Annotated in this window: 11 protein-coding genes; 10 read left to right on the forward strand and 1 reads right to left on the reverse strand. The window is 61.1% G+C overall.

What is annotated here, in order from left to right; all coding sequences use genetic code 11:
• The first annotated feature begins 519 nt into the window (after nt 1-519).
• The 6 genes from EN943_RS28265 to EN943_RS28290 all read left to right on the forward strand — a co-directional run bounded on the left by EN943_RS28265 (nt 520) and on the right by EN943_RS28290 (nt 6,425).
• Entirely contained in the window at nt 520-672 is a 153-nt protein-coding gene (locus tag EN943_RS28265; RefSeq protein ID WP_010913078.1) for a lasso peptide, read from the forward strand.
• Between the two features lie 136 nt (nt 673-808).
• Nucleotides 809-1,123, forward strand: coding sequence for a PqqD family protein (locus EN943_RS28270; RefSeq protein WP_127415509.1), 315 nt, complete (start codon nt 809-811; stop codon nt 1,121-1,123).
• Nucleotides 1,124-1,292: 169 nt separating this feature from the next.
• Complete coding sequence (locus tag EN943_RS28275; RefSeq protein ID WP_024501836.1) at nt 1,293-1,670, forward strand: lasso peptide biosynthesis B2 protein; 378 nt, start codon at nt 1,293-1,295, stop codon at nt 1,668-1,670.
• Nucleotides 1,667-3,589, forward strand: a complete 1,923-nt coding sequence (locus tag EN943_RS28280) for a lasso peptide isopeptide bond-forming cyclase (RefSeq protein WP_127415510.1) — start codon at nt 1,667-1,669, stop codon at nt 3,587-3,589. Before EN943_RS28275 ends, EN943_RS28280 begins: the two co-directional genes overlap by 4 nt.
• Entirely contained in the window at nt 3,586-4,572 is a 987-nt protein-coding gene (locus EN943_RS28285) for a serine kinase (protein WP_127415511.1), read from the forward strand. Before EN943_RS28280 ends, EN943_RS28285 begins: the two co-directional genes overlap by 4 nt.
• An 8-nt stretch (nt 4,573-4,580) precedes the next feature.
• Nucleotides 4,581-6,425, forward strand: a complete 1,845-nt coding sequence (locus tag EN943_RS28290; protein ID WP_127415512.1) for an ABC transporter ATP-binding protein — start codon at nt 4,581-4,583, stop codon at nt 6,423-6,425.
• A gap of 108 nt (nt 6,426-6,533) precedes the next feature.
• Here EN943_RS28290 and EN943_RS28295 read toward each other — a convergent pair whose 3' ends face one another.
• Nucleotides 6,534-6,809 (reverse strand): exopolysaccharide production repressor exox, encoded by a 276-nt coding sequence (locus EN943_RS28295; RefSeq protein WP_127415513.1) that lies wholly within the window; start codon nt 6,807-6,809, stop codon nt 6,534-6,536.
• Nucleotides 6,810-7,412: 603 nt separating this feature from the next.
• On the opposite strand from EN943_RS28295, the gene EN943_RS28300 reads away from it, so the two are divergent.
• The 4 genes from EN943_RS28300 (at nt 7,413) to EN943_RS28315 (ending at nt 12,264) form a co-directional block, all read left to right on the forward strand.
• The gene (locus EN943_RS28300; RefSeq protein ID WP_013528120.1) at nt 7,413-8,090 is read left to right on the forward strand and encodes a sugar transferase; all 678 of its coding nucleotides are present in this window, start codon (nt 7,413-7,415) and stop codon (nt 8,088-8,090) included.
• A 100-nt stretch (nt 8,091-8,190) separates the two neighbouring features.
• Complete coding sequence (locus EN943_RS28305; protein WP_164778419.1) at nt 8,191-9,456, forward strand: polysaccharide biosynthesis/export family protein; 1,266 nt, start codon at nt 8,191-8,193, stop codon at nt 9,454-9,456.
• Nucleotides 9,457-9,854: 398 nt separating this feature from the next.
• Complete coding sequence (locus tag EN943_RS28310) at nt 9,855-11,552, forward strand: hybrid sensor histidine kinase/response regulator (RefSeq protein ID WP_164778418.1); 1,698 nt, start codon at nt 9,855-9,857, stop codon at nt 11,550-11,552.
• Nucleotides 11,553-11,616: 64 nt separating this feature from the next.
• Entirely contained in the window at nt 11,617-12,264 is a 648-nt protein-coding gene (locus EN943_RS28315) for a response regulator transcription factor (RefSeq protein ID WP_127415516.1), read from the forward strand.
• The last annotated feature ends 39 nt before the right edge of the window (nt 12,265-12,303 follow it).

Raw genomic sequence — 12,303 nt, forward strand, 5'->3', positions numbered from 1 at the left:
GGCCATTTAGCGCACAGTCTCCCAAGAAAGCGTTTGCGCCGACACTTATGCTGCAAGTGCGAAGCAAGCATCACCAAAAACCTCGATGCCGTAAAGCCTTTCCTTCTGCAGTGCGAATTTTTGCAACCAAAGCGTCTATCGAGGTGGCATCGGAAAGCAGTGAAAACCGCGGTTGAAATGTCTCTTGCCACGTCGGTTTAGCCATCTCCGGCCGAATTTTCCAAATAGAATTCTTTCCATTAGCGAAGCCTAAATATAGGCAATTCGCAAACGATTTATGCAAGCAAAATCAAAAGCTTAAAGAATCAGCACAAGCGCGACCGTCCTGCACAAGGAATCGGCTAAAAAATGCCAAGTTTTAGGCATTGCCGCTCATGTGGTGACGCCAGCAACCGTAATTGATTAACAGAAAGTAAAACAGCCTTGACTCATAAATGCTGCCATGCAGCTATTGCATTGCAGCATAAAAGTGCTGCCGGCACTCGACAGGCCGTTTCCAGTCCTAAATCGGAGAGTAAAATGGAACAGAATGTTGAAAAGCATGAATACGAAACGCCAAGCCTGACGGTCCATGGTTCGATTGAGACCATCACCCAGGGCGGCGGCGGCAGCACGGCGATCGACGCATCGTTCCCCGCGCATACGCCGATCGGCGACCTGACGTTCTCCTGAGACTTATAGCCGATTCCAGAGTGACATGTTGGGACTCTGGAATCAAAAGCAGACGTAAGAGGGGTCGGGGGGCCAGCCTCCCGACTTCTCCTGCGCCACCTGGAGATGTCGAAGCGTTTTGTCAGCGAGGTTCGGGATGAACTGGGAGCTATCCGACCATGATCTGGGCGACCACGATAGCGTGTGTGCGACCAAGGATGCCGTGGCTTGCGAGTTCGGCGATGGCTTGGCGCTGCTCAATCTCAAATCCAATGTCTACTACAGCCTGAATGGCGTCGGTGCCTTCATCTGGGATTTGATCCAGGAGCCCCGGTCGATCGGCGACATCCGCAGCGCCGTGCTTGCGCGCTACAATGTCGACCCGGTGCGCTGCCAGGCCGATGTCGACGCATTGCTGAAGGGCCTGGCTGAAAATGGGCTTGCGAGACGGCATCATGAGGCACTTGTCTAAGCCCGTCCAGCACAAAGCCCTGGTTTCAGGGGCCCTGGTTTCGCGGGCCTTGGCTTCGCGGGCCACGGCTTTACGGCAGGAACCCGCGGGGGAAACAAACTTTAAGCAGACGAAGCGCGGGGGAAGCCGGCGCGGGCTGGTCAGGATTTTCTCCCTGAGTGGCTCGGAAATGATCTTCCTTGGCCATTGCCTGCTGGTGGTGGCGACAGTTCGGCTGGGGCTGACGCTGCTATCCTACAATCGTGTACGCAGCCTGGTGACGCGCCTCGACGCGCGGCAGTGCGCTTCAATGGGCGAACTGCGGCGTGTCGCCTGGGGTGTTGCCGCCGCGGCCCGTTTCGTCCCTTACGCCACGTGCCTGACCCAGGCGCTCTCCGGCCAGTATATTCTCGCCCGCCAAGGCAATGAATCGACGATACGCATCGGCATCGAACGCGGCACGGGCGAGCAGTTGAAAGCACATGCCTGGCTGGTCAGCGACAACCATATCGTGCTTGGCGGATCGATCGACGGCTTCGCCCATCTCGTCGACCACGGCAGCCGATGAGCGGCGTCGCCGGAATCCTGCTGCGCGGAGCACACGCACCGGCGGTCGCGGCGGCCGACATTCAGCAAATGCTGGCGCGCATGCGCCATCGTGGTCCTGATGGCAGTTCATGGTGGCTCGACACCAGCATCGCCCTTGGCCACGCTTGGCTCAACACATTGGATGAAGTCGGTCCAGGCCCTTTGACGATGGCTGGCGGCCGGCTCGCCATCACTGCCGATTGCCGGCTGGACAACCGTGACGAGTTGCTGGCCAGGCTCGGTATCCGCGACCAGTCGGTGGCCGACGCGATCGTGCTGATGCGGGCCTATCTGCGCTGGGGCGAAGCCTGTCCGGAGCATCTGCAAGGTGATTTCGCGTTCGCCATCTGGGATGACGAGCGGCAATCGCTGTTTTGCGCGCGCGATCATTTTGGCGTCAAGCCGTTCTACTACCACGCGGCGGACCGGCGTTTTGCCTTTGCGTCGGAGATCGGGCCGATCCTGGGCGTCGAGGGTATCCGCGCACGTGTCAGCGAGCGCCAGATCTCCGGCTTCCTGGCCGGGCTTCCCGACGACCCGCAGTCGACCCCCTACAGCGATATATTCAGCCTGCCGGCCCGCCACAGCCTAACCGTCACCGCGCAACAGGTGATGGTGCGCCGATACTGGCAGATCGAGCCGTCGGCGCGGCCCTTGCGGTCGGACGCATCGGAGCAATTCGCCCATCTGTTCTCGCAATCGGTGCGCAACCGCATGCGGGGGACCTCGGCGGTCGGGGCAATGCTGAGCGGCGGCCTCGATTCCTCGTCTATCGCCTGTGTCGCCGGCCTGCAGAATGCCGCCGCGCGCAAGCCGAAGCTGCCGACCTTCTCGCTGATTTTCGAGAAGGGCTCGCCGATGGACGAGCGGCCCTTCATCGATGCCGTTCTCGACCAGCAGAAGGTCGACGCGACGCTGATCCCGGTCGGCAACTATGCCCCATTCGCCGAATTCGAGCGTGTGCTGGAAGAACAGGAAGGAACGTTCCTGGCGCCGGGCCTGACGCTCACCCGCGGCATCTACCGGACGGCCGGCGCCAAGGGCATCAAGGTGCTGCTGGACGGCCACGGCGGCGACGAGGTCGTTTCACAAGGCCACGGCCACCTGCACGAGCTTGCGAATGGCGGCCGATGGATGGATCTGTGGCGCGAGGTCCGCAGCGCATCCAACACCTATGGCGACAGCACGCTTGGCCTTTATCTCCAGTTCCTGACCCTCTACGGGCCGGCCTGGCGCATCGCCAAGCTAAGGCATATGGCCAACCGTGCCCTGAACAAGATCCGCAAGCCCGCGCAAGTGCCACGCGCACGAAGCTGGCGCGACCTGATCAATCCGGACCTGGCCAAGCGCACCGAGCTTGTCGACCGGTTTCACCGGGCCGGCTATATGCCGCCCGGCGTCCAGGCCAGCGATGGCTTGAGCCATCGCTGGATCCTGTCGAACGGCTATGTCCCGCATGCTTTCGAGGTTCTCGACAAGGCGGCCGCCAATTTCGGGGTCGAGCCGCGCTACCCTTTCTGGGACAAACCGCTGGTCGAGTTCTGCCTGGCACTGCCGGGCGAGGAGAAGCTGAGCCACGGTTTTGGCCGCTATGTGCTGCGCCGCGCCATGCAAGGCGTATTGCCGGCGGCGGTGCAGTGGCGGCGCGACAAGATCGACTTCACCGCCAATCTCGTCAACGGCATGCTGCGCAACCATCGCGACCTCCTGGAACAGCTGCTGGTCTCGGATGCGAATCGCATCGCGCCTTACGTCAATCTGCCTCAAGTGAGTGCTGCCTATGCGCGGCTGCTGCGCCAGCCCGATCAGGCAGCCCCCCTGGATGTCCAGTATGTCTGGCGCTCGGCCTCGCTGTCGCTCTGGTTGCGGCAACTCCAGCATGGCGGGAGCCCCACGTGATGCCGCGCAACGAGCCGCTCGCTCTATGTAATGACGATGCCTTTTCGCATGGCCGGGCCAAGCGAGAACGCCGCTTCTACCGGGCTTACGGCCTGACCATCGCGTCGGAGGTGATGTTGCCCGAACTGCAACCGGCGGCGCCCGGGGCGGCGGATGTCGTGATCGCCGTCGGCGCGATCGACCTGCCAAAGCCCTCGCCCGAAGAAGCGACCGACTTTCGCTTCGAGCCGGACCGGCAATATCTGGCGTGGCATGCCGTGGGCGCGTTCCTGATCAGCGATTTCAGCCGTATCGATATCGAACCGGCGCCCGGCGTCGACGATGCGCTGCTCGCGTTTCCGCTGCTCGGCCCGGTCATGGCGCTGCTCTTGCACCGGCGCGGCCTGCTTGTCCTGCATGCCAGTGCCATCGCCGCCGCCGGCAGGAGCGCGATCTTCATGGGTGACAAGGGAGCCGGCAAGTCGACGACCGCAAGTGCGATGATCCGGGCCGGGCATCGACTGCTTACCGATGACGTGGTGGCGCTGGACCTCACCAATCCGAGGGAGCCAATGACCGTTCCGGGCTTTCCGCAGATCAAGCTGGCGGCCGACGCTGCGGCGGCGATCTCGCTGGAGGAGGCCGAAGTGCGGCCGCAAGTGCATCCGGCGATCGACAAGATGCAGCATCGCCTGAACGGTGGCTTTTCGGGCGACAAGGTGCCGGCGACCAGGATCTATATCCTCAAGCGCGGCGAAAAAGCTGACATCACGCCATTGCCCGCCATTGCCGCCCTGCCGGCCATCATCAAATTCTCCTATGTGACGCGCTTCGGCCGCGCGGCCCTGCCCGACGACTTCGCGGCGGCGCATCTTCGGCAATGTTCATGGATTGCTAACCATATCGGCGTGTACCGGCTGGAAGTCCCGACGGGCCTGGACAGGATCGGCGAAGCCGTGGAACTGATCGAAAAGGATCTGTCGGCTGGCAGCCGGCGGTCGTGAGCGCAACCATGTCGAAGCCCCCAATCCTTCGCCTGTCGCTGTTTCGGGAAATTGCCGCATTCGGCGCCGCCATTGCCCGGATCGGCGGCCGGCGAACATGGACGGCGCTGTTCTTCCTCATCCTCGGCAGCCTGACCGAGGGCATCTCCATCCTGCTGCTCGTCCCGCTGCTGCATCTGGTCGGACGCGCCGACCAGGATTTCGCTGTTCGGCTGCCCAACAATGATTTCGTGCGCTGGCTGGTGCCTGATGGCACGCTGCAGCTGACGACCGTGCTTTGCGCGCTGGTCGGGCTCGTTGCAGCACAGGCGGCGTTCAATCGCTTCAAGTCGGTCTACATGGCCAAATTGCTGTTCGATTTCATCAATCGGGTTCGCATGAACCTGTTCGAAAGCATCGGCAAGGCGCGCTGGGGCGTTTTTACACGCATGCGCAGTTCCGACCTCGACCATGCCCTGACCGGCGACATCGATCGCGTCCAGGGCGCGGCTTTCGCACTGCTGATGCTGGTGCAGATCGCCGTTCTTCTGGCCGGCTATCTCCTGGTTTCCGTGTTCATCTCACCGGTCATGACGCTGTTTGCCGTCGTCATCGGCATCCTGATGTTCGTGGCGCTGCGGCCCTTCCGGGCACGGGCCACTGCCTTCGGCCGTGTGCTGACCGCCAATCGGCAGGATCAGTACCGGACGGTCTCGGAATTTCTCGGCGGCATCAAGGTGGCCAAGAGCCTGAACGTCGAGGACAGCTATTTCGCCCAACTACGGTCGACGCTTGAGAGGATGAAGGCCGACAACATCGACTATGTGCGCAACAGCACAATCGGCACCGCGGTATTCCAGGTGGCGAGCGTCGTGGGCCTGAGCCTGTTCATCTATGTGGCTTTGGTCCGCTTCAACCTGTCGCTGGCCGAGATCGTCGTCCTGCTCCTGGTCTTCATGCGCATCGCGCCGCGCTTCATGGACATGCAGACGCAGGCCCAGCAAGTGCTGATCAACCTGCCCGCCTTTACGGCAATGCGCAGCCTGCAGGCACGTTTCGACGCCGAGCGCGAACCAGGCCATACCGAGTTCGCCGACGCCGGGACGCTCTCCCTCAATACGGGATTGAATATTCGCGGCGTCTCCTTCGCCTACGGAGATGCTGCCGACAAGGTGGTGGTGAGCGGCATCACCTTCGGCCTGCCGGCCGGCAAGGTCACCGCCCTGATCGGCCCGTCCGGATCGGGCAAGAGCACGATCGCCGACATGCTGCTTGGCCTGCTGGAGCCCACCACCGGCAAGATGCTTGTCGACGGCGTCGAGATCGATGCCAGCAATCGCCGTCGCTGGCGCGACCAGGTGGCCTATGTGCCGCAGGACGTGTTCCTCCTGCACGACACGATCGCGGCGAACCTGCGCCTCGCCGCGCCACGGGCCAGCGATGGCGATCTGTGGGCCGCGCTGCGTCAGGCGCACGCCGGCGAGTTTGTCGAACGGCTCGACCTCAGGCTCGAGACGGTGGTCGGCGATCGCGGCGTGCGGCTCTCGGGCGGCGAACGCCAGCGCATCGCGCTCGCACGCGCGCTGCTGCGCAAGCCGTCGCTGCTCATCCTGGACGAGGCGACCAGCGCGCTCGACTGGCAGAACCAGTCGCTGATCGCCAGGTCGATCGACGGATTGCGCGGTACGATGACGATCCTGACCATCGCGCACCGGCCGTCTATGATCGCCTTCGCCGATTGGGTGGTGGCGATGGAAAACGGCCGCATCGTCGAGGTCGGCCAATATCAGCGGCTGAAGGAAAAAACCGGCAGCCGGTTGTCGAGGATGCTGTCGGGGGAACAGTCGGAGAGCGAACCGGCTGATGTGGCGTGAGCCGGCGACCAAGACGCGTCGCGCCGAAACGGATTCACGCGGCGCTTGGTCTCCTGTTTCGAAGGATGTCGTTGCCTCCAAACCGGGGCCACGTTTGAACAGCCTGCATCAATGCAGGCCGCGCCTCGCACCGCCCAGCTTCTCGCCTTCGGCGACGTCGGGTGCGCTCAGTTTGCGCTCGGCGTCACGAGCCATGTCGGCAGGCGTCGGTGCGCTCCTGGCGATCATGGTGTAGATGAGCACGAAATAGCCGGCCTGAATGGTCACGGCGCAGATGATGACGCGCACCAATATCGTGCCTATCGACGCACCGCCCAGCCAGGACCAGCCGACGACGATCGCCAGAGCGAAAATCATCCCGAGGATGAATTTTGGAAGTGCCATACCCAACAGCCCATAAACCGGCTCGGGTATTTATCACGATTGCCCCACCCGAGCGCCGTCCCTTGTCATGCGGGCTTGTTAAGGTCGCCCACTCTCGACCGGTTGCTTCCGGCCTTTTCCACCTGTCGTTACCGTGACAGGTATAATTTGCAATTCTATTAAGGCGAGCAATAGGCGGCAAGGGCAACTTCGGATATTTTTGACCGAGGCTTTTGCGATCGACTCTGCCATGCTGCAATGCACGCAACGGGAGCTAAGCCGATATCCTCTCCTCGGCATTTTTCAGTAAAATCGGCAATATTAAGTAGTATTTTATACGGTTTCCACTAAGCATCACGGCATGATAAAGCACTAGTGTGCACCTCGCCTTGGCAGATAGGTAGGTCCGCCTAAAAACCGCCCCACAAAGGCCTCTATTTTTTCGGCTGTGCCCATTTATTGTCACAAATGTGCTAAATATCCCGAAATTTGTGCATGGCAAGCTTATTATTTAGTCAATTCATGACGTGACTATTTCAATGGGGTGGTAAATTGTGTGTTGCGCTGCAGCATTTTTTTGGTATCTTGCAGTGAACCATTCGTTCAACGCATGGAGTTTACGGCATGAGGGACGTTGCCAAGTCGGCCACCGCGAGCTTTTCGCAGGCTGACATCGATTTTCCGCCACCGATCGGCGGCTTGCTCAAACGCAGCTTCGATATCACCGGTTCACTGATTGGCTTGATCGCTCTCAGCCCGCTGTTTGTCATGATAGCGCTGCTCGTCAAGTTTTCCGACGGCGGCTCGATTTTCTACGGCCACAGGCGAATTGGACGCGGCGGGCGGATTTTTCCTTGCCTGAAGTTCCGCACCATGGTTCCGGACGGCGACAAGGTGCTGGCAGCCTATCTCGCCACCAACCCGGATGCCAACGCGGAATGGATCGCGACCCGCAAGCTGAAGAACGACCCGCGCGTCACCCGCGTTGGAGCGGTGCTGAGGAAACTCAGCCTCGACGAGCTGCCGCAGATCATCAACATCCTGCAGGGCGACATGAGCCTTGTCGGTCCTCGTCCGGTTGTGCGCGACGAACTGGAGATCTATGGAACGTCCGCCGTCTATTACCTGAAATCCCGCCCGGGCTTGACTGGCCTGTGGCAGGTCAGCGGCCGCAACGATGTGTCGTATGACAGCCGCGTCGCCTTCGACCGTCACTATGTCGAGAACTGGTCGCTGTTCGAGGATGTTCGCATCATCATCAAGACCGTGCCGGCCGTCTGGATGTCGCGCGGTTCTTACTGACCGGCCGGTGGCCAATGCCGGACATCGGCATCGGTCATTCGACGCAAGCTCATCGGGCGATGGGGCTATAGCGGATCGGAACGTTGAGTTGAAAACAGATTTGTTCGAAGCCTTTCGCGGCGGCCCGGTTTCCGGCCGCCTGCGGCGGGCGCGTTTGCTGGCCACATGCCTTGCCATGGCCCTCGTCGTCCCGCACTTCGCCGTCGCCGGCGACTATCGCCTCGGCTCGCAGGACAAGCTCACCATCCGCGTCGCCGAATGGCAGACCGTGGAAGGCACATTTCGTGACTGGTCGGCGGTGAATGGCGAGTACACGGTCGGTCCATCCGGTACGCTGTCGGTGCCGTTCGCCGGCGAGTTGCCGGCATCCGGCAAGACCACGTCCGAAATCGCCGCGGCGATCGGCGAAGCGCTGCAGAAAAAGCTCGCCTTGTCGGACCGACCGGAGGCCTCGGTCGAGATGGCGCAGTTCCGACCATTCTACATTTCAGGCGAAGTCCAGAACCCAGGGCAATTTCCTTATGTCCCGGACCTGACAGTGTTGAAGGCCATCAGCGTCGCCGGAGGCATGAGGCGAAACACCGACTACGGCCCTCAACTCGGCAAGGACCTGGTTACCGCCAAGGGCAATTTCGATGTCTCCGACGACCAGCGCATTCGGCTGATCGTCAGGCGCGCCCGCATCGACGCGGACATGGCCGGCAAGGCGAGTTTCGACGTGCCTAAGGAGGTCGAGGGCGATCCGAGACTGCCAGCCATCGTCGCGGACGAGATGACCATCCTGACGGCCGACCAAAAGGCGCTGAAGCTGAAACTCGAGGCGCTCGACGATCTCAAAGGGGTTTTGGAATCCGAGATCGAATCGCTGCAGAAGAAGATCGTCAACCAGCAGCAGCAGGTCGACCTGGCACAGCAGCAACTCGCCAGCATCGGCCCGCTGGCGCAGAAAGGCCTGATCGCCAATGCCCGACTGCTGGATTCGCGCCAGTCGGTCGCCGACCTGCAGGGCAAGATCCTCGACTACGAAACCGCCATCCTCACCGCCAAGCAGTCGATCAGCAAGGCGAAGCAGGACGCCATCGACGCCCAGAACACCTTGAGTTCAAACCTCGCTACGGCCCGGCAGCAGACCGAAGCCGACCTGAACGAGGCCGCGCTGAAGGCGAATATGCAGAAAGGCCTGATAGCCCAGGCTACCGATCCCGCGACTGTGGCCGCCATGACAAATGATCAGCAGCCCGCCCTGCTTTATTCACTGGTGCGCAATGTCGACGGCAAGACCAGCGAAATCGCAGCCAAGGAAGACACGCCGGTTTTGCCTGGCGACGTGATCAAGGTCAAGCTGGCGCCGCTGGCCAGCCAGTAGCCCGCAGAGCAGCGGCCCCACCATCGGCATGTCCTCCCCGAATTAACATCGGCCGCCGTTCTCGACGAATTGACACCGTCTGAATCTCGGAGCCAATGTGTCTTATGGTTGGCGCAGGGCTTGTCGGACAGCATGGCCCCGCCACCTCGTGAAAGGGAGGCTTGCGGTGCGGGGGCGGCTGGTATCCATGCTTTCGGCCGCTGCCATTGCGGCGATCTCTGTTGCTGCCACAGCCCGGCGTCCGCGGAGCCGTGGCCAGCCGCAACGGTGGCACCGATCACATACCCACGACTCACGAGCCAATTGGCACCATCCGCATCGCTCGACACCCGGTTGGGCGGTCAAGCGGCCGGGGATCAACGATCGCATGGGTTAGGATGGATCATTCCTTCCGGCACATGTCGCCCACGCGCCTTGCCAGACGCCGCCGGTTAGCGCCGTCGATCCCAGCCACCATACTTGCGCTCGGTGTTTGCGTTTTGGTCGCGCTTGAATCATGGCGCAGCTACCAGGAAGCCCGCGACATCGCGGAACGAAACGTACAGAACCTCGTGCATGTTCTTTCCGAACAAACGGCGAGGACGTTTCAATCTGTCGACCTCAGCCTGCTGAGCATCGCAAGTGACCTGGCCGGCCACCCGGCCCTGACCGAGAATGACGGCGATTTTCGCTCCAGGTTGCGTGAGCGCCTGCATTCGCTGCCGTATGTGCGTGCGCTGTTCGTGGTCGGCGCGAACGGGTTTATCACCCAGGACACCGACTATCCCACCACGCCACATGTAAGCCTTGCGGACCGTCCCTACTTCCTGGCACAGAAAAATGATGCCTCGACCGGTCTGTATTTCGGTCAACCGCTGAAAAGCCGGTCCGTAGGCGTATGGTTCATCAGTCTCAGCCGAAGGATCCAAACAAAAGACGGAGATTTCGGCGGCATCGTCGCCGCAGCGGTCGAGCCGCTTTATTTCGAGGCCTTCTATCGCCAACTTTGGGTTGGCGGGGGTACCATCGCACTGCTGCTTCGAGACGGCACTCTACTGGCGCGGTCGCCCCAGCAGGACGATGCCATCGGCAAGTCCTTTGCTTCGTCGGAGCCGTTTCGCAGTCTGCTTTCCCAAGCTGACCAAGGGGCCATCTGGTCAAAGAGCCCCATCGATTTCGTGCCACGGCTCGTAGGTTTCCAGGCAGTGGCCGGAACACCGATGGTCATGCTTGTCACACTCAACGAAGACGATGTCATGCAGCCATGGCGAGCCCATGTGACGGTGCTTGTCGTCGGTGCCGCGATCGTACTGGCAATGCTGATATTTCTCGAAGCACTCGCCCGCTGGTACCGCCGTCGCGATGAACAGACGAGAGAGGCACTTGAGCAGGCCGAACGGCTCGAAGCAATCGGACGTTTCGCCGGCGGCGTTGCTCATGATTTTGGGAATTCGCTCAGGATCATCCGGTCCGCTTTCTCCCTTCTGCGGCCGATGGTGGCGAACAAGCCAGAGGCGACGGCGCTTTTGGACAAAGCCGACCAGTCAGTTGCCGACGCGCGTGACCTGATCGAACAATTGCTTTCCGTCTCGCGCAGTCAACAGCTTCATCCCTCCCCATCCGACCTGAACGATCTCATTTCAAGTGTATTGCCGATCCTCAAACAGGCTGCGGGGCCGAGAATCCAAATCGATTTCCGTTCGGCGCGAACTGAAGTCGTATCTCTCGTCGATGGGACCCGGTTCAAGGCCGCCATCGTGAATCTCATATTGAATTCCCGCGATGCGATGCCCTCCGGCGGAGCCATCTCCATTCACGTGCGGCCCCATGCGCAGGCGGACGGGGAAGTCGAACGATGGGCCGAGGTTTCAGTCCAGGACGAGGGAATTGGAATGTCGCCGGACGTAACCCGTCATGCGTTCGACCCATTTTTCACGACCAAGGAGCTTGGTCGCAGCAATGGGCTCGGGTTAAGTCAGGTGTTTGGCTTTATGACACAAAGCGGTGGCCGCGTCGAAATTTCCAGCAAGGAAGGCGAAGGGACAATCGTCAAACTCTATTTTCGACAGCTTGATGGAGCGGCGCCTGTGAAAGCCGACGCTCCGCAAGATCCTTAGGGATGGCGTGCTTCCTTGAGCAGCCACGCAGACCCTGCAGGAACACGACGGAGAAGAGAGCGCCATGATCCGGCCGAGAACAAAGATAGTGATCGCCGACGATCATCCGATCATCCGTTGCGGCATCAAGGCGGTGCTGGAGCAGCGGGCGGAGTGGTGGGTTTGCGCCGAAGCGGCCGATGGTGAGGCGGCGGTGCGGCTAGCGCGGGAGCATGCCGCCGAAATCGTGATCCTAGACTATGGGTTGCCGGTTCTCAATGGACTCGAGGCAACGCGGCAGATCCGGCGGGCCATGCCTGAAACCGAGGTTTTGATCTACACAATGCACGAGGACGAGGGCCTCGTTCGAGAAATACTGCGGGCGGGCGCCCGAGGTTACCTGCTGAAGAGTGAGGACGATAGCGAACTTCTCGCCGCTGTCGCGGCGCTCAATCGGCGGCAGACATATTTTTCGCCTCGGGTGACCGAGTACCTGCTTGACGATTTCCTGAGCGGCCAGGCAGTTGACCAGCGACCTGAACTGACCCCTCGCGAACGAGAGGTTGTTCGCCTGGTAGCCGAAGGTGAGTCCAACAAGCGCATCGCAGCCCGATTGGGAGTCAGCGTCAAAACCGTCGATTCCCATCGAACCACAGCGATGCGAAAACTTGATCTTCGCAACGTGGTCGATCTTGTCCACTATGCGATCCGCAACAAACTCACATCACCTTGATCTGGAAGATTTGTCGGCAGCCAGAGCCGCTACCGCACC

This window comes from Mesorhizobium sp. M7A.F.Ca.US.006.01.1.1 (assembly GCF_003997935.1).
Taxonomy (GTDB): domain Bacteria; phylum Pseudomonadota; class Alphaproteobacteria; order Rhizobiales; family Rhizobiaceae; genus Mesorhizobium.

Excerpts from the sequence above, each read along its gene's own strand:
- EN943_RS28265 (WP_010913078.1), top strand. The coding sequence starts at position 520 with ATGGAACAGAATGTTGAAAAGCATGAATACGAAACGCCAAGCCTGACG.
- EN943_RS28270 (WP_127415509.1), top strand. The coding sequence starts at position 809 with ATGAACTGGGAGCTATCCGACCATGATCTGGGCGACCACGATAGCGTG.
- EN943_RS28275 (WP_024501836.1), top strand. The coding sequence starts at position 1,293 with ATGATCTTCCTTGGCCATTGCCTGCTGGTGGTGGCGACAGTTCGGCTG.
- EN943_RS28280 (WP_127415510.1), top strand. The coding sequence starts at position 1,667 with ATGAGCGGCGTCGCCGGAATCCTGCTGCGCGGAGCACACGCACCGGCG.
- EN943_RS28290 (WP_127415512.1), top strand. The coding sequence starts at position 4,581 with ATGTCGAAGCCCCCAATCCTTCGCCTGTCGCTGTTTCGGGAAATTGCC.
- EN943_RS28295 (WP_127415513.1), bottom strand. The coding sequence starts at position 6,809 with ATGGCACTTCCAAAATTCATCCTCGGGATGATTTTCGCTCTGGCGATC.
- EN943_RS28300 (WP_013528120.1), top strand. The coding sequence starts at position 7,413 with ATGAGGGACGTTGCCAAGTCGGCCACCGCGAGCTTTTCGCAGGCTGAC.
- EN943_RS28310 (WP_164778418.1), top strand. The coding sequence starts at position 9,855 with ATGTCGCCCACGCGCCTTGCCAGACGCCGCCGGTTAGCGCCGTCGATC.
- EN943_RS28315 (WP_127415516.1), top strand. The coding sequence starts at position 11,617 with ATGATCCGGCCGAGAACAAAGATAGTGATCGCCGACGATCATCCGATC.